General features: G+C 67.9%; 17 protein-coding genes. 8 read left to right on the plus strand and 9 right to left on the minus strand.

What is annotated here, in order from left to right; translation table 11 throughout:
- Window position 1 precedes the first annotated feature (1 nt).
- Both EAX62_RS05600 and EAX62_RS05605 read left to right on the plus strand, forming a co-directional pair.
- Window positions 2–1,147: a sensor histidine kinase gene (locus EAX62_RS05600; RefSeq protein WP_121900606.1), complete on the plus strand. Its 1,146-nt coding sequence runs from the start codon at window positions 2–4 to the stop codon at window positions 1,145–1,147.
- Window positions 1,144–1,821, plus strand: a complete 678-nt coding sequence (locus tag EAX62_RS05605; RefSeq protein ID WP_121900607.1) for a response regulator transcription factor — start codon at window positions 1,144–1,146, stop codon at window positions 1,819–1,821. The genes EAX62_RS05600 and EAX62_RS05605 overlap by 4 nt, the downstream gene beginning before the upstream one ends.
- A gap of 3 nt (window positions 1,822–1,824) precedes the next feature.
- Here EAX62_RS05605 and EAX62_RS05610 read toward each other — a convergent pair whose 3' ends face one another.
- The gene (locus tag EAX62_RS05610) at window positions 1,825–2,319 is read right to left on the minus strand and encodes a hypothetical protein (protein ID WP_121900608.1); all 495 of its coding nucleotides are present in this window, start codon (window positions 2,317–2,319) and stop codon (window positions 1,825–1,827) included.
- 165 nt (window positions 2,320–2,484) lie between these two features.
- Here EAX62_RS05610 and EAX62_RS05615 point away from each other — a divergent pair, with 165 nt between their 5' ends.
- Genes EAX62_RS05615 through ispF form a run of 3 tightly spaced genes read left to right on the plus strand, consistent with a single transcriptional unit; the run spans window position 2,485 to window position 4,144 of the window.
- On the plus strand, window positions 2,485–2,970 hold the full coding sequence (locus tag EAX62_RS05615; protein ID WP_121900609.1) for a CarD family transcriptional regulator: 486 nt from the start codon (window positions 2,485–2,487) through the stop codon (window positions 2,968–2,970).
- 38 nt (window positions 2,971–3,008) lie between these two features.
- Window positions 3,009–3,677, plus strand: a complete 669-nt coding sequence (ispD, locus tag EAX62_RS05620; RefSeq protein WP_267897965.1) for a 2-C-methyl-D-erythritol 4-phosphate cytidylyltransferase — start codon at window positions 3,009–3,011, stop codon at window positions 3,675–3,677.
- On the plus strand, window positions 3,674–4,144 hold the full coding sequence (ispF, locus tag EAX62_RS05625; RefSeq protein ID WP_121900611.1) for a 2-C-methyl-D-erythritol 2,4-cyclodiphosphate synthase: 471 nt from the start codon (window positions 3,674–3,676) through the stop codon (window positions 4,142–4,144). The genes ispD and ispF overlap by 4 nt, the downstream gene beginning before the upstream one ends.
- Before the next feature lie 3 nt (window positions 4,145–4,147).
- On the opposite strand, the gene EAX62_RS05630 is transcribed toward ispF, so the two are convergent.
- Window positions 4,148–5,365 (minus strand): neutral zinc metallopeptidase, encoded by a 1,218-nt coding sequence (locus EAX62_RS05630; RefSeq protein WP_121900612.1) that lies wholly within the window; start codon window positions 5,363–5,365, stop codon window positions 4,148–4,150.
- Between the two features lie 111 nt (window positions 5,366–5,476).
- On the opposite strand from EAX62_RS05630, the gene EAX62_RS05635 reads away from it, so the two are divergent.
- Together EAX62_RS05635 and EAX62_RS05640 are read left to right on the plus strand one after the other, a co-directional pair.
- On the plus strand, window positions 5,477–7,180 hold the full coding sequence (locus tag EAX62_RS05635) for a DUF2207 family protein (RefSeq protein ID WP_121900613.1): 1,704 nt from the start codon (window positions 5,477–5,479) through the stop codon (window positions 7,178–7,180).
- Between the two features lie 83 nt (window positions 7,181–7,263).
- Complete coding sequence (locus EAX62_RS05640) at window positions 7,264–7,911, plus strand: DUF1345 domain-containing protein (protein WP_158600557.1); 648 nt, start codon at window positions 7,264–7,266, stop codon at window positions 7,909–7,911.
- A 19-nt stretch (window positions 7,912–7,930) separates the two neighbouring features.
- On the opposite strand, the gene EAX62_RS05645 is transcribed toward EAX62_RS05640, so the two are convergent.
- The 5 genes from EAX62_RS05645 to EAX62_RS05665 all read right to left on the minus strand — a co-directional run bounded on the left by EAX62_RS05645 (window position 7,931) and on the right by EAX62_RS05665 (window position 12,872).
- Window positions 7,931–8,839 (minus strand): amino acid ABC transporter permease, encoded by a 909-nt coding sequence (locus EAX62_RS05645; RefSeq protein ID WP_121900615.1) that lies wholly within the window; start codon window positions 8,837–8,839, stop codon window positions 7,931–7,933.
- The gene (locus EAX62_RS05650) at window positions 8,836–9,486 is read right to left on the minus strand and encodes an amino acid ABC transporter permease (RefSeq protein WP_121900616.1); all 651 of its coding nucleotides are present in this window, start codon (window positions 9,484–9,486) and stop codon (window positions 8,836–8,838) included. The genes EAX62_RS05645 and EAX62_RS05650 overlap by 4 nt, the downstream gene beginning before the upstream one ends.
- Window positions 9,487–9,581: 95 nt before the next feature.
- Entirely contained in the window at window positions 9,582–10,496 is a 915-nt protein-coding gene (locus EAX62_RS05655) for a glutamate ABC transporter substrate-binding protein (RefSeq protein ID WP_121900617.1), read from the minus strand.
- Window positions 10,497–10,522: 26 nt separating this feature from the next.
- The gene (locus tag EAX62_RS05660) at window positions 10,523–11,296 is read right to left on the minus strand and encodes an amino acid ABC transporter ATP-binding protein (protein WP_121900618.1); all 774 of its coding nucleotides are present in this window, start codon (window positions 11,294–11,296) and stop codon (window positions 10,523–10,525) included.
- Between the two features lie 142 nt (window positions 11,297–11,438).
- Entirely contained in the window at window positions 11,439–12,872 is a 1,434-nt protein-coding gene (locus EAX62_RS05665) for a glycine hydroxymethyltransferase (protein WP_121900619.1), read from the minus strand.
- 176 nt (window positions 12,873–13,048) lie between these two features.
- On the opposite strand from EAX62_RS05665, the gene EAX62_RS05670 reads away from it, so the two are divergent.
- Entirely contained in the window at window positions 13,049–14,191 is a 1,143-nt protein-coding gene (locus EAX62_RS05670) for a hypothetical protein (RefSeq protein ID WP_147454026.1), read from the plus strand.
- On the opposite strand, the gene rlmB is transcribed toward EAX62_RS05670, so the two are convergent.
- Both rlmB and cysS read right to left on the minus strand, forming a co-directional pair.
- Window positions 14,182–15,141: a 23S rRNA (guanosine(2251)-2'-O)-methyltransferase RlmB gene (rlmB, locus tag EAX62_RS05675; protein WP_121900621.1), complete on the minus strand. Its 960-nt coding sequence runs from the start codon at window positions 15,139–15,141 to the stop codon at window positions 14,182–14,184. The two genes, EAX62_RS05670 and rlmB, sit on opposite strands and share 10 nt — an antisense overlap.
- On the minus strand, window positions 15,141–16,586 hold the full coding sequence (gene cysS, locus EAX62_RS05680) for a cysteine--tRNA ligase (RefSeq protein ID WP_121900622.1): 1,446 nt from the start codon (window positions 16,584–16,586) through the stop codon (window positions 15,141–15,143). Before cysS ends, rlmB begins: the two co-directional genes overlap by 1 nt.
- Window positions 16,587–16,597 lie beyond the last annotated feature (11 nt).

The raw sequence follows: 16,597 nt of genomic DNA on the forward strand, positions 1-16,597 counted from the left end.
CATGCCGCCTGTGTTCGCGGGTCTCATCGGGGCCGCCACGACCCTGTTGCTGGTGGTGCTCGTGCTGACGATCCGGCGCACCGTCGCGTCGCGCCAACAACTGACGGCACCCCGGGCCGGCAGCATCGCCTCCACCGACATGTCGCGGGTGGTGGGTGCGCTGCGTGCCGGAACGATGCTGGTGGGCTCGCATGACGAGGTGCTGACCACCAACCAGACAGCGCTGGCCATGGGGTTGGCCCGCGGCACCCGGGTGGGGTTCCCCGAGCTTCTGGAACTGGTGCGCCGGGCCCGGATCAGCGGCGAGATCTTCCGGGGCCACATCGAGCGTGAACGGGAACCAGGTTCCGAGGCGGTGCAGCTGACCGGCCGCGTGGTGCCTCTGGAGGACGGTGTGGTCCTGGTCATCACGGAGGACGAGTCCGCCACGCAGCGCGTCGAGGCCGTGCGCCGGGACTTCGTGGCCAATGTCTCCCACGAACTGAAGACGCCCGTCGGTGCCATCGGCATCCTGGCCGAGGCGGTGGAGGCCGCCAGCGATGACCCGGAGGCTGTGTCCCGCTTCGCCTCGAGGTTGCAGGTGGAGTCCGCCCGGCTCGCGGAACTCGTGGGCCAGATCATCGAGCTGTCCCGACTGCAGGCTGCCGACCCGTCGCTGACCCTTGATGTGGTGGACATCGAGGACGTCATCGACGAGGCGCTGGGGCGATCACGGGAAGCGGCGCACAAGCGCAGCGTGGTGCTGACGCGCACACAGGCGCAGCCCGCGCAGGTACTGGGCGACCAGTGGCAGCTGACCGACGCCGTCGCCAACCTGGTGCAGAACGCCATCTCCTACTCCGGCCATCAGGCCCGTGTCTCCGTGAGCGTCTCCAGCGTGACGACGGGCGACGACGAGTTCGTGGACATCAAGGTGTCCGACAACGGCATCGGGATTGCCCCGGACGAGCAGGAACGCATCTTCGAACGCTTCTACCGCGTGGACTACGGCCGCAGCAGGGAAAGTGGAGGCACGGGGCTGGGACTGGCCATCGTCCGCCACATCGCCAGTTCTCACGGAGGGACCATCAGTGTGTGGTCGCGGCCCCGGCAGGGCTCCACGTTCACCCTGCGGCTCCCGTCGCACACGAAAGAGGGAAACTCATGACGCGCATCCTCATCATCGAGGACGAGGAATCGTACCGGGAGGCGCTGTCCTTCATGCTGGGGCGGGAGGGCTTTGACGTGGCGTCAGCCGCCGACGGTGCGTCCGGGCTGGTCGAATTCGACCGTGGCGGTGCCGACCTTGTCCTGCTGGACCTCATGATGCCGGGCATGCCCGGCACCGAGGTGTGCCGCCAGTTGCGCGCCCGGGGCAATGTCGCCATCGTGATGGTGAGCGCCCGCGACGCCGAAGTGGACAAGGTGGTGGGTCTGGAACTGGGGGCCGACGACTACGTCACGAAGCCCTTCAGTCACCGCGAACTCGTGGCACGCATCCGGGCAGTGCTGCGGCGCGGGCAGGACCAGGCGTTGCTGCCCGGCGTCGTGGAGGTGGACGGCGTCCGCCTGGACGTGGACCGCCACCGGGTGAGCGTCGACGGGGTGGACGTGCGGCTCGCCCTGAGGGAGTTCGAGCTGCTGGAACTGCTGCTGCGCAACGCCGGAAGGGTCCTGACGCGAGGGCAACTGATCGACCGGATCTGGGGCAGCGACTACGTGGGGGACACCAAGACCCTCGACGTCCACGTCAAGCGTCTGCGGGCCAAGATCGAGGAGGACCCCGCCTCCCCCCGGCGACTCATCACCGTGCGGGGGCTGGGGTACAAGTTCGAGGCCTGAGTCTCAGCCGTTGATCTTGTCCCAGGCCGCCTTGTAGTCGGCGTTGTCCGACGACAGGACCGGCGCCTCCACCGCGGCGGTCGTGCCGTCGCTGAACTGCATCATCACCTTGGCCAGGAGGCCTTCCTGGAGCCCGGCCTTCTCCACGCGTGAGTCGTCGCCGCCCAGGACGAGGCCACCGTTGATCGGCACGTCGCCCGTCAGCGCCACGGGCGTGGGGGCGCCGAAGGTTCCGTCCTGTTGCTCGGCCGATACGCCCACTGCCGTCAGCTTCACAGCCTCGGTGGTGAAGATGGAACCCAGGAGGAGGCCCTGGCCCTCGGCGTCGGCCAGCACCATCAGGTTGCGCACCTTCACGGGACCCGCATCGGCCTGCACCCCAGCGGCCGGAGGTGCCTCGTAGCGCCAGTCTCCCGCGGTGCAGCCGGTGGAGAGCCCCACGACCAGGGCGAGGGCGGCGAGACAGGTGCCGACGCGGCGGCGGATGGGCAGGGTCATGGAAGTCCTCTTCAGGTGGTCGGTGGGGCAATCCTAACCGCAGGTCCCCGGGTGTGCTTGCAGCAGGCCGAGGTGGAAAACGGGCACACTACGCCTTCAACGGCTTCAAGGCCACACTGTGACGGCGTGTCGTGCTAGAATTGCCTGTGGAAAGGGGCCAAATATATGACTTTCTCGGTCGGTGAAACGGTGGTGTACCCCAATCATGGGGCCGCACTCATCGAAGACATTGAAACTCGGCAGATAAAAGGGGAGGACAAGCTCTACTTGGTATTGCGAATCCTCGGACAGAATGACTTGGTGGTGAGGGTGCCCGCGCACAACCTCGACCTCGTGGGTGTGAGGGACGTGGTGGATGCGGAAGGCCTGGAACGGGTGTTCTCCGTCCTGCGTGCCGAACACACCGAGGAGCCGACCAACTGGTCCCGGCGATACAAGGCCAACCTGGAGAAGCTGCACTCCGGCAACGTGATCAAGGTCTCCGAGGTCGTCCGCGACCTGTGGCGTCGTGACCGCGACAAGGGTCTCTCCGCCGGAGAGAAGCGCATGCTCGCCAAGGCCCGCTCCATCCTCGTCGCCGAGCTCGCGCTCGCTGAGGACGTGGAACAGGATCGCGCCGAGGTCCTGCTCGAAGAGGTACTGGCCTCCTGAGCGCCTCAGCACAACACACGGAACCGGTCGTCGCCATTGTGGTGGCGGCCGGTTCTGGTTCGCGTCTGGGTGCGTCGGTCCCCAAGGCGTTGGTGCTCCTCGACGGGGTGGCACTGGTGCGGCGCTGCGTGGACAACCTCGCCGAGGCAGGTGTCGAGCGGGTGGTGGTCACCATCCCTGCAGGCTTCGAGGATGACTTCGCCGGCGCACTGCAGGGCGCCGACACCCAGGTGACGTGCGTCGTCGGCGGAGGCCGACGACAGGACTCCGTCCGGCTCGGACTGCGCGCCCTGGGTCATCTGCCCGGGACCACCCTCGTGCTGGTCCATGATGCCGCGCGCCCGCTTGTGCCGGCAGTTGTCGTGGGCCGGGTCCTCCAGGCGTTGCGCGACGGTGCCGTCGCCGTGGTCCCGACCCTCCCCGTGGTGGACTCCATCCGCCGGTCCGCTGCCGGCACCTCGAGCGTCGTGGACAGGTCGCGCCTGCGGGCGGTCCAGACGCCCCAGGGATTCCGGCTGGACGAACTGGTGCGTGGTCACACCCACATCGAACTGGCGGGCCTCGAGGTGACCGACGACGCCGCGGCGTGCGAAGCGCTCGGCCTGCCTGTCGTCCTCGTCGAGGGACACCGCCACGCGCTCAAGATCACCGAACCCGTCGACATGCTGCTGGCGGCGGCCATCCTCGCCGCGGAAGGAACACCATGAGTCACCGAGTGGGAATGGGCACCGACGTCCACGCTCTGAGCCCCGGCATCGCCATGTGGGTGGCCGGCCTGCACTTCCCGGATGAGCAGTCCGGGCTTGCCGGCCACTCCGACGGTGACGTGGCCGCCCACGCTGCCTGTGACGCCCTGCTGGGTGCTGCCGGGTTGGGGGATCTGGGAAGCAACTTCGGCACCTCCGCACCACAGTGGGCCGGTGCCAGCGGTGTCGCTTTTCTGGAGGAGACGGCCCGCCGCGTGCGGGCGGCCGGCTTCCAGGTGGACAACGTGGCCATCCAGGTCATCGGCAACCGCCCCCGGCTCTCCGGCAGGCGCGCGGAGGCGGAAGCCGTGCTGTCCGCAGCTCTTGGCGCCCCCGTCTCCGTGGCCGCCACCACCACCGATGGGCTGGGACTGACAGGGCGCGGCGAGGGCGTCGCCGCCACCGCCGTCGCACTGCTGCACACCTGAGGGTCAGCGAACCTCTGAGCTGGGCGCCACGAACGTGTTGCAGACCGACAGCGCATCACCCGTGAGCCCGCGGGCTGCCCACAGCTGCCGGTTCTCGCCGAGACCGTGGTCACCCTCTTCCATCTCGACGTCGAAGCGTTGCGCGAGTCGATCGTCGCCGATCTCGTAGCTGATTTCCTTGAACGCATCCTGCTGCGTCTGTCCCAGCGACATGCTCTCGGACAGTGAGTGCAGACCATCACCGGCGAAACAGTCCGCCTGGAGCTCGATCCGGCGGCTGACCTCGAGGGATTCGGATCCGGTGGTCTGGGAGACAAGGTAGTGCGATGCCGCAAACACTCCGGTGCGTCCCTGGATGGCGTGGCCGTACTCGTGGGCGATGATGAGATCAAAGGCGACAGGGTCCTTGCCCTGCGCGACCGGAAGGATCCGCAGGATGTCGGCGGCCAGATAGAGGTTCTGGTCGGCGGCGCAGTAGAAGGCGTTCAGGGAGGGTTGCGTCCCGCAACTTGTGCTGACCTCGGTCCCGGCGGGGTACACGTACAGGGTGGGCTGGTAGGCCTCGAAGCCGGATGTCTCCAGCGCGGGACCCCACACCCGGGTCAGGCATTCGACGAAGCCGCGCATCCTGGTCTGGAGCGCGTCGTCGCCGATCGACGCCGGGTCCTCCAGGGGCCCGACGTCACACCGCACGGGTGAGGCGAGTTGCTGCTGGTACAGCGGATTGTCATTCAGCCACGCGGCAATGTCGGACTCGTATTCCGGGATCGGGATGTCTGAGACGGGATCGCTGGTGCTGGGCACCACGTAGTCCTCGTTCCTGTAGTCGGATTCGACCGTGTCGGTGCCGGGACGCGACAGTGCGGCGTAGCCCAGCAGCCCGAGGAGGACGACCGCGGCCACCAGGAGCAACGGCAACGGTCCGCGCCGCTTGCGGGGGGCGGGCGCGGACGTCCCCCACTGCCCCGGGCGGTTCTGCTGCAGCTGGGGTGGGGGCCCGCCCCAGGGTGGCTGGCCGCCCCACTGGCCAAAGTTCTGGTGCTGGGTGAACCCCTGTTGTTGACCGTGGGCGCCCTGCTGCCCGAAGCCCTGCTGCTGTCCGAAGCCGCCCTGCTGTCCGAAGCCCTGCTGCGCGGGGCGCTGTGGAGGACCCCATCCCTGCGGGGCGGGTCCGGGCGCCGGAGGGAAACCGGGCCGTGGCGTGAATCCGGGCTGCGTCATGGGAGAAGGCTAGCCCGCTGGTGGACCGGGGCCGCACGTTCTGGGGGCGAGGACCGGGTCTGCGATACCGTTTGGGTCACCATCCGCACATTCCCCCCAGGAGCCGAAGCCTTGTCCAAGCATCCCTCGCGCGTGGCACGTGCCCTCCTGATGTCCCTGGCGGCAGGCGGACTGGTGCTGCTCGCCGCCCCCGTGGCCTCCGCCGACCCGGGAGTGGCCTCCGCGTTCACGTTCGACGGGGTGCTGGCCGCTGACGGAACACTGGCAGTGACGCAGACCATCGCGTTCGACGACGCCGCCCCGGACGAGTTGGTCCAGCGAATCGCCACGAAACAGCGCGTGGACGACAACAGCTACTACACCTACGACGTGACGGACGTCCGCGCCGACCTTGACGGTGCTGACGCGGATGCCAGGGTCACAACGGACGGCGACTACGTCGTGGTCACGCTCGACACGTCCGCGGCTGACGGCAAGGACGTCACCATCAGCTACGCCGTGCAGGGCGCCACCCGCACCGAGAAGAGTTCCACGGGCGACCTCACCGTGCTGTCGTGGCGTGTGTTGCAGGGCCTGTCGGTGGAGGTCGACGCGGTCAGCGGCACCGTGCGTGTGCCCGGCGTGCCGGAACTCGTGGACTGCACGGCCGGACCGCCCGGCACCGTGGACAAGTGCGCTCTCTACGCTGCCGGCACCACGGCGTCGCCACAGCCGAACTTCCAGACCTCAGCCCGCGGCCCGGGTGAACAGGTCACCTTCACCGTCGGCGTTGCGGCCGCCGCCGTGGCGCCCACCGCCACCATCGTCGACGAGTGGAGCCTGGACCGGGCGTTCACTCTCACACCGCTGACTGCCGCGATCGCCCTCGGCGCTCTGCTGCTGGGTGGTGCCCTCATCTGGCAGCTGTACCGCCGCATCGGCGTCGACGACGCCGCCAGCGCCGACGCCCCCATTGCCACCTTCACACCCGTCGCGGCCGGCGAATCCGTCTTCACCGTGGCCGACGACCTGCGTCCCGGGCTGGTGGGGACTGTCGCCACCGAACGCGTGGACCCCGTCGACGTCACCTCCACGCTCCTGGACCTCGCAGTGCGGGGCCACCTGCTGATCACTGAACTCCCGCGCGCCGAGCACGGACTGCTGGACTGGTCACTCACGCGCACCCAACGCAACGAGGACCAACTGTTGCCGTTCGAGCACCGGATCCTTGAGGCCATCGCCCCGGTCGGGGGCAGCACGACGGTGTCCCAGTTGCCTGCGACGCTGGCACCCGTGATCGCCGACGTGCAGGACTCCCTGTACGACGAGGTCGTCTCCCGTGGATGGTTCGAGGCCCGCCCCGACGCCACGCGTGGGCAGTGGCGCACCCGTGGCATCGCAGGCATCGTCGTCGCCGTCGTTGCGGCGGTCGCCCTCGTCGCGTTCACACGCCTGGGACTGCTCGCGCTGGTCCTGCTGCTCCTGGCGGCAGGGTTGCTGTGGGTGGCCGACCGCATGCCGCGACGCACCGCGCGAGGCTCACGCCTCATGGGCGGCCTCGCCGCCCTGTCGTCGCTGCTCGCCACGCACCCGATGGGTGAAATGCCGAAGGGCAGGGAGATCGCCGAGATCTCGCGTGTGCTTCCCTATGCCGTGGTGCTGGGTGGCAAGGACCGCTGGCTCCAGGCCATGGTGCTCGCCGACGACGACGTCAACGCCCCTGACCCCACCACCATCGACTGGTACCACGCGCCCGACACCTGGCACCTGCAGGACCTGCCCGTCTCCCTGACGCAGTTCATCAGCACGGTTCAAGGCGTGTTGTTCGGCCGATGACCGGAGCGAGTCACCGACCTCAGCAGCACCCGTCCCGGGTCTCGCCGCGGTTCACCCTTTCCTCGGACACCACGCGTGCCCTCATGGCGATCGTCGCGGCATTCGTGCTCACGGGCGTCATCGTGGCCCTGGTGCCCGAACTGCTGCAGGGCCTGCGGAGCGTGGCTGGGGTGGTGAAGTTCATGATCGTGTTCACCGTGGTGCTGTTCACGTGGTACGTCGCCCTGACGTTGACGGCGTTCGCGCGGCTGGGGCCCGACGAGCTGACGGCCACCATCCGCGACTCCGAGGCCAGGCGCAACCCACGCCTGGAGCGGTGGTTGGCAGTGGACCAGCTGTCCTGGATGCTGACGGGTGCGGGCTTTGCTCTCATCCTCGTCGCCGTCACGGTCATGCATGGCTCCCTGCGACAGGATCCGTGGGCGCTGGCTGGTGCCGCCCTGCTCGTGGTGCTGTCGTGGACGCTCATGAGCGTCTCGGGCTCCGTTCACCTGCTGCGGCTGGATCTGCACCGCGATGCCCTTGGATTCCCGGACGAGGCACCCCGAACCTTCATGGACTACTTCTACGTCTCCACCACCATTTTCACCACGTTCGCCGTGTCCGACGTCGCTGCCACATCGCCGCGGAGCCGACGGGCTCTCACCGCGATGTCCATCAGCGCCATGACCTTCAACACCGTGGTCGTGGCCCTGCTGGTCTCCGGCATCATCACCCTCGTATCGGGCTGATCCGCTGCCGGCGGCGACGTCACTGGGCGAGTTCGGCCGTGTCGGTGATGTAGCGCACCTCGTCGTCGGTGTCCTGGCCCGGCGAGCGCTTGCTGCGGGACAACCTGCGCTCCACCCAGCCGGCCAGCTTCGACAGTGCAAAGTTGATCACCACGAAGATGGTTCCCACCACGAACAGCGCCTGGATGGGGTTGTCGAGGTTCAGGTAAATGTACTTGGCTGCGTTCAGCATCTCGGGATAGACACCCAGCACTGCCGCCAGGGAGGTGTCCTTCAGGATCACGACGAGTTGCGAGATCAGCGCCGGCAACATGATGCGCACGGCCTGGGGCAGCAGAATGATCCCCATGGTCTGCAGGCGGCTCAGTCCGATGGCGACGGCAGCCTCGCTCTGCCCCTTGGGTAGGGCGTTGACGCCCGAGCGCAGGATCTCCGCGAGGATCACGGAGTTGTAGGCCGTGAGACCGATCACCACGAACCAGAGGCCCTCACCTCCGGGCCAGCCGGACAGGTCCACACCCAGGTCGGGCAGCACGCGTGAGGCGAAGAAGATGGAGATGACAACGGGCAGACCGCGGAACAGTTCAATGAACCCCACGAGTGGGATACGGGTCCACCTGCCCAGCATCAGGCGTGCGACGCCAATGACGGTGCCCAGGGACAAGGAGAAGGCGATGGCCAGGGCCGCAGCCTTCATGGTGTTGACGAAGCCGTCGCCGATGAGGCCCCACACCGCCGCGAAGTTCTTGTCTGACGGGTTCACGAGCGGATCCCACAGCTTGGCCTCGAACTGCCCCTGCGCGTTCAGCCTGTGGAGCACGAGGGCGATGAGCCCGGCGGCGGCGAGACCGACCACGATGGCCAGGATGACCTGGCGACGTCGCGCCCGTGGTCCGGGGACGTCGTAGAGCACCAGTCCGCCGCTCATCGCAGGATCGCCGTCTTGCGCTCCAGCAGGGCCAGCAGGGCCCCGGCCGGGAGGGTGATGAGCAGGTAGCCGACGGCCACCCCCAGCAGCACGGGTGTGGCTGCGTAGCCGCGTGCGCTCGTCAGGGTGTCGGAGACGCTGAAAAGGTCCCCGCCCACACCGAAGGCGCCGAGCACGGCACTGTTCTTGAACATGGCGATGAGCACACTTCCCAGCGGTGGGATGGAGGTGCGGAAGGCCTGGGGCAGGATCACCTCGCGCAGGGTGGCACCGAAGGGCAGCCCGATGGCTCGCGCCGCTTCCGCCTGGCCACTCGACACCGAGTTGATGCCGGCGCGCAGGGCCTCGCACACGAAGGCCGAGGTGTAGATGATGAGGGCCGAGACGCCGAAAACCCAGTAGCTGCCCAGCACACCGATCTCGGGGAGCCCGAAGGCGAAGAAGAACAGCAGCACCGTCAGCGGCGCGTTGCGGATCATGTTCACCCACGTGGCGCCGATCCAGCGCAGCGGCGCCACGGGGGAGACACGACACGCGGCGATGATGGTGCCGAGCACGAGCGACCCGACGAGGGCGATGAGGCAGATCTTCAGCGAGGTCCAGTATCCGCTGACGAACAGGTCAAGGTTGTCGGTGATGGCGTCCATGGTCCTCCCCTCCGGGATGCGGTTGGTGGTGCAGGTGGGCGATGGGGGTGGCCCCCGGTCGTGTCAGGACCGGGGAACACCCCCCATCGGCTCGCTCAGGAGCAGGGCTCAGCGGCAGGAAGCTTGGCCGGTGAGGCGCCTTCCACAGCGCCGGCCGTCGAGTCCCAGGCCTTGTTGTAGGCGTCCTCGTTGTCTTTCAGCGTCGTATTGATGAACTCGCAGAAGGCGACGTCGCCCTTCGTGATGCCGATGCCGTAGGGCTCCTCGGTGAACTGTTCGCCCACGAGCTTGAACTTGCCGTCGGATTCGGAGACGAAGCCGAGCAGGATCACGTTGTCGGTGGTCACGGCCTGCACCTGGCCGGTGCGCAGCGCATCAGCGCACTTGTCGTAGACGTCGAAGAGCACGAGCTGGCTGTCGGAGGCCAGGTACTCCTTGATGTTCTCCGCCGGGGTGGAACCGGTCACCGAGCAGACCTTCTTGTCCTTCTGCTCCTTGAGCGATTCGGGCCCGATGATCGAGTCGTCATCGGCGGCCACCATCAACTGCTGGCCGGCCACGTAGTACGGGCCGGCGAAGGTGATGCGCTCCTTGCGCTTGTCGTTGATGGTGTAGGTGGCCACCACCATGTCGACCTTGCCCTGCTCGATGACCTCCTCGCGGACCTTCGACGGCGTCTCCACCCACTCGATGTTGTCCGCGGTGATGCCCATGGCGCCGGCGATGATCTTGGCCACCTCCACGTCGAAGCCCTCCGGACCTCCGGAGAGACCCTTGAGGCCGAAGCCCGGCTGGTCGAACTTGGTGCCCACCTTCATCTTGCCGGCGTCGGCGAGCTTCGCCATCGTGGTGCCCGCCTCGAACGTCGGTGTATCGGTGCTGGCCATCGGCTCGCTGGCAGCGTCGGAGGTCATGGGTTCGGTGGTGCTCTCGGTGGGCGTGGTGCCCCCGCAGCCGGCCAGGGCAATGGTGCCCGCGGCCAGCAGCGCGATCAGTGTCTTGCTTCGCATGGGTCGTGCCTTTCTTGTGGGTTGCATCAGTTCGTGAGGATCTTGGACAGGAAGTCCTGGGCGCGGTGGCTCTGTGGGTTGGTGAAGAAGTGTTCCGGCGCGTTCTCCTCGACGATCTCACCGTCGGCCATGAAGACGACGCGGTTGGCGGCGCGGCGGGCGAAGCCCATCTCGTGGGTCACCACCACCATCGTCATGCCGTCCCTCGCCAGCCCCGTCATGACGTCGAGCACCTCGTTGATCATCTCGGGGTCCAGCGCGGAGGTGGGTTCGTCGAACAGCATGACCTTGGGGTTCATGGCCAGCGCCCGGGCAATCGCGACCCGCTGCTGCTGACCGCCCGAGAGTTGTGCCGGGTACTTCTCCGCCTGGGCTGCGACCCCCACCCTTTCCAGCAGGGCCATGGCTTCCTGCCGGGCCCTCTTGGCGTCGACCTTTCGTACGCGGGTGGGGCCGAGGGTGATGTTTTCCAGGATCGTCTTGTGGGCGAAAAGATTGAATGACTGGAACACCATGCCGACGTCAGCGCGCAGGCGCGCCAGGTCACGGCCCTCCTTGGGGAGTTCCTGCCCGTCGAGGGTGATGGAGCCGGAGTCGATGGTCTCGAGGCGGTTGATGACGCGACACAGCGTCGACTTGCCGGAGCCCGACGGCCCGATCACCACCACCACCTCACCGGCGTGCACGGTGAGGTTGATGTCCTTCAGGACGTGCAGACTGCCGAAGTGCTTGTCGACCCCGTCGAGGACGACGAGGGGACGTCCTGGCTCGTTGTCGGAGCGCACCAATTCTTCACCCATATGCGGAAGGTACCGGGCATCGGGGTCCTGTGCACGGGGGACAGTGATTTTGTCGCCAATCCGTTATGGAGCGATGCGGATCCCGGAGAGGGAAACAACGAACCGCGCGGGGATCATCCCCGCGCGGTTCGTGATGCATGCCTCAGAGGGTGAAGCCCGGGTACAGCGGCCGGGTGCCCAGCAGTTCCGCTGCCGCGGCGCGAGTGGTCTCCACCACGTCGGCAGACAGGTCGTAGCGTGCTTTGCCAGGCTTGCCCTCCTTGGTGGGGCGCGCCGTCGCTGACGTCAGGACGTCGGCGATCATGTCGGAGACTGCGCCCATGTCGGAGGTGGTGAAGCCCCGTGACGTCAGTGCCGGGGTGCCGAGGCGAACGCCGGTGGTGTACCAGGCGCCGTTCGGGTCGCCCGGAACGGCGTTGCGGTTGGTGACGATCCCGGCATCCAACAGGGCTGCCTCGGCCTGGCGGCCCGTGAGACCGAAGTTGCGGACGTCGATGAGGACGAGGTGGTTGTCGGTGCCGCCCGTGACGAGGGTGGCGCCGCGACGCAGGAGACCATCGGCCAGTGCCTGGGCGTTGTCCACGACGGCCTGGGCGTAGTCCTGGAAGGCGGGGGTGCGCGCCTCGGCCAGCGCCACGGCCTTCGCGGCCATCACGTTGCCGAGCGGCCCGCCGAGCACCATGGGGCAGCCCCGATCCACATCGGCGGCGTACTCCTTCGTGGCCAGCACCATGCCACCGCGGGGCCCGCGCAGCGACTTGTGGGTGGTCGTGGTGACCAGGTGCGCGTGCGGGACGGGATCCTCGTCGCCCGTGAACACCTTCCCGGCCACGAGACCGGCGAAGTGGGCCATGTCGACCATGAGGACGGCGCCCACCTCGTCGGCGATCTCGCGCATCTTGGCGAAGTTCACGCGACGCGGGTAGGCGGAGTAGCCGGCCACCAGGATCAGGGGCTTGAACTCGCGGGCGGAGGCGGCGACTGCGTCGTAGTCCAGCAGCTGCGTCTCGGGGTCGGTGCCGTAGGAACGCTGGTGGAACATCTTGCCGGACACGTTGGGGCGGAACCCGTGGGTCAGGTGGCCACCGGCGTCCAGACTCATGCCCAGCAGGCGCTGGTCGCCGAAGCGGCGGCGCAGGACCTCCCAGTCGGCGTCGGACAGGTCGTTGACACCCTTGACGCCATGCTCGGCCAGCGCCGGGGTCTCGACGTGGTGGGCCAGGATGGACCAGAAGGCGACGAGGTTGGCGTCGATACCGGAGTGCGGCTGCACGTAGGCGTAGTCGGCGCCGAACAGCTCGCGGGCGTGCTCGGCAGCGACGGACTCGACGGTGTCAAGGTTCTGGCAGCCGGCGTAGAAACGGTGGCCCACGGTGCCCTCGGCGTACTTGTCGCTGAGCCAGGTCCCCATGGTGGCGAGCACCGGGAGACTGGCGTAGTTCTCCGAGGCGATCAGCTTCAGGGACGAGCGCTGGTCGGCGAGCTCCGCGCGGGTGGCAGCTGCGATCCGGGGCTCCACGGCCTCGATGGCGCTGAGCAGGGTCTGGTAGGCGCTGCTGAGGGCTTCGACTGTCACGTTTCTCCTTCGTCAGGGGGTTCGTTGCCAATTCTAGGGCCGGTCGCGCCAAGCTCCCATTCCACCGCTCACCGTGGATGCGCTCATGGTCGATGATCGTGGTCGGTTCGCACTGCGCGGCACGCACCCATTCGACACGCTGGGGGGCGACGCCGCGATCGTCTACCCTGCTTGGTGTGCGTGTGACGAGGCGGGTGGCACTTCTGGGTCTGGGTGCGGTGTCGGGGTGCTCGTTGCCCCCCGTGAACTTCTCACCGGAGTCCGCGACGCCCTCACCGTCGGCCAGCGTCGATCCCACTGTCATCATGGACCCGGAGTTCCTGGCACGCGCCACCGACGGCACCCCGAAGCTCCTGCCGGAAGGCGTGGCCAGCGGGCAGCGATTCTCCACACCGCACCTCGACGGCGTGCTGGCGGAATTCGTCGTCGGTGAGTCCCTGTCACAGACGACGGTGCTCCAGGTGGGGGTGGACACCCCGGTCAGGGCGCCGCAGGGCTACGAGCTGGCCGCATTCACCCTCAGGGGAGGAGTCCCCACCTTCATCTCCGGGGCGGGTCACGAACCCGTCGTTGTGCTGCGGGTGGGGGATCGTCGAATACCCGTTGCCAACCTGTTCAACGAATTCAGCACCCAGGCCGGCGTCTACCTGACCCTGTGGGAGATGTTCGTCCTGTGCGTGCCCACCGGCAGCGACGTCGCACTGGAGGTCACGGACGAGGACACCACCGTCGCGGTGGATCTGCGCACCGGTCTGCCGCAGGACAATGACGGGTGGAGGGCGACCACGGGTTTCCGTGAGCGCTGGGACATCACGTGTGACCCCGAGAAGGGTGTGTTCACGAGGGACTTCACCACCGTCCCCCCGGCCGGGACGGAGCCCGAGAGCGGGAGATTCAACATCGGGTTCAGACCGGACGTGGGCGGCGGTCTGCGACCCTGGACGCCGTCGCAGGGCTGGGCACCCACGGGCACGCAGTGGCTGGCCGTGGGGATGGGTGCCCGCGTGCAGTGGGAGGGCGGGGTGGTGCCACTGTTCACCCTCTCAGTGCCGAAGTCGTTCCTCCACACGGACGCCTCCGGAGTACAGGTGGCGGCGACCCATCCGCAGTCCGTGACCACCGATGCCCTCGTCACGGGTCAGGCGGAGTTGCTGGTGGTGTGGCCCGTCATCGCCCGTGCAGGCACCAGCAGTTTCAGCTTCAACGCCGTGGGGGACATGTCCGTGGACTATGCCGAGACCGTGGGGGTGCCTGCACAGTTCAGCACACCCGCCACGGCCCTGGAGTTCGTCCTGACGACCAGTCCCAGTCAGCGCTGAGAGGCACCGCCACGCAGCTGCGTCACCTCGTACAACGCGATGGATGCAGCCACGGAGGCGTTCAGGGACTCCACGGCGCCGGAGATGGGGATGGACAGCAGCGCGTCGCAGTGGTCCCGCGTCAGCCGGGCAAGCCCCTCGCCCTCGGAGCCCACCACCACGAGCAGGGGACCCTCCGAACCCGGCAGGGCCGAGACGGCGACGTCACCCTCCCCGGCCAGGCCCACCACGGTGAAGCCCATTTTGGAGGCCTGGGTGATGGCCCGGTTCAGGTTGGTGGCCATGGCCACCGGAATCCTGGCGGCCGCCCCGGCGGAACTCTTCCACGCCGCCGCCGTCATGGAGGCGGACCGACGGGACGGGATGATGACGCCCTGGGCTCCGAAGGCCGCTGCGGAGCGCACGATGGCACCGAGGTTACGGGGGTCCGTGACGCCGTCGAGGGCCACGACGAGCCCGTTGCCGCCCGCCTCGAAGGCGTCGGCGAAAACGTCCTCGGGGTCGGCGTACTCGAAGGGCGGCAGTTGCAGCGCCACGCCCTGGTGCACGAGGTCACCGGTCACACGGTCCAGTTCGACGCGGGTGACCTGCAGCAGTGGAATGGAGTTGTCGGCCGCGAACTTGAAGATGTCGCGGAGCCTGTCGTCGCGCTCCGCACCCTCGGCCACGTAGGCTTTCTTGACGGGCAGGCCGGCCTGCAGCGCCTCGAACACGGGGTTGCGGCCCACGACCCAGTCGGCGCCCACGGCCGTCGCGGTGGTCTTCTTCCGGGGGCTCTGGCTGCGCTTGTCCGCCGAGTTCTTGGCCTTGTGGGCCTTGTGGTACGTACGGTCCTCCGCCTTGGGGGTGGGGCCGCGACCCTGCAGGCCGCGGCGGACGCGTCCGCCGGAGCCTGCTGTCTTGTTCTTGCCCTTGGTGGTCGCGCCGCGGCGCGTCGAGTTGCCTGCCATTAGTTCTTCTCCAGATTCCAGCGGGGTCCGCTCGGTGTGTCTTCGATGGTGAGGCCGAGGGTGGCCAGTGTGTCGCGGATGGCGTCGGCCGCCGCCCAGTCCTTGGCGGCCCGGGCAGCCGTGCGCTGCTCCAGCAAGTGCGCGACGAGCCCGTCCACGACGGGGGTGAGGTCCTCGGACGAGGAGGCGCGGGCCCATTCGGGGGCGTTGGGGTTGAGACCCAGTACGTCGAGCATCGCGTGGACTGCGAGGACGTGGGTGCGAATGCTCTCCTCATCACCACCGGCCAGTGCTTGATTGCCGGAGCGGATGGTGTCGAACAGCGCCGCGATGGCACCCGGGGTGCCGAGGTCGTCGTCCATCGCCGCGGCGAAGTCGTTCCACTGTGGGAATGAGAGCGGGGCCCACGCTTGCCAGAAGTCGCCGGTGTGTTCACGGGCCCGCTCCACGAACGAGTCGATGCGCTGGATGGCCTTCTCCGCCTCGGCCAGCGAACCCAGCGTGTCGGCGTCGGAGGGGGAGAACTCGATGGTGGAGCGGTAGTGCGGTGCCAGCAGGAAGTAGCGGACCGCCCGGGGGGCATGGAGTTTCGTCACCTCGGACACGAGCGCGGTGTTGCCCAGCGACTTGCTCATCTTCTCGCCGGCCATGGTCACCCAGGCATTGTGCATCCAGTAGCGCGCGAAACCCTTTCCCGCTGCAGCAGATTGCGCCAACTCGTTCTCGTGGTGGGGAAAGCGCAGGTCGATGCCGCCGCCGTGGATGTCGAAGGTATCGCCCAGGTACTTGCCGGCCATGGCGGAGCACTCGAGGTGCCAGCCCGGTCGGCCCCGGCCCCACGGCGTCGCCCACGAGGCGGATTCGGGTTCGCCCGGTTTGTGCCCCTTCCAGAGGGCGAAGTCGCGGGGGTCGCGCTTGCCGCGCGGGTCGGCGTCGGCGGCGGCCTCCATCTCGTCGATCTTCATCCCCGAGAGCTCCCCGTAGCGCGCCCAGTTGCGGACGTCGAAGTACACGTCGCCGGAACCGTCGTCGGCCACGTAGGCGTGGTCCGAGTCCACGAGTTGGGTCATGAGCTCGACCATCTCGGGGATGTGGCCCGTGGCCCGTGGTTCATAGGTGGGCGGGATGCACCCCAGCGACGCGTACGCCTCATGCAGTTCCCGCTCAAACCTGTAGGCCAGCGCCCACCACTGTTCGCCGTTCTCCGCGGACTTGGAGAGGATCTTGTCGTCGATGTCGGTGACGTTGGCCACCACCGTGACCTCGAGGCCCTGGTGTTCCAGCCAACGGCGGAGGACATCGAAGACGACCTCCTTGCGGATGTGGCCCACGTGGGGCGACGCCTGCACGGTCAGGCCGCAGTGGTAGATGGACACCTTGCCGTCCTCAAGGGGGACGAACGGGCGCACGGCGCGCGTCGCGGTGTCATACAGGTGCAGGCTCACGTGAGAGAGTC

The sequence above is a fragment of the Tessaracoccus antarcticus genome, from assembly GCF_003688855.1.
Taxonomy (GTDB): Bacteria; Actinomycetota; Actinomycetes; order Propionibacteriales; family Propionibacteriaceae; genus Arachnia; species Arachnia antarctica.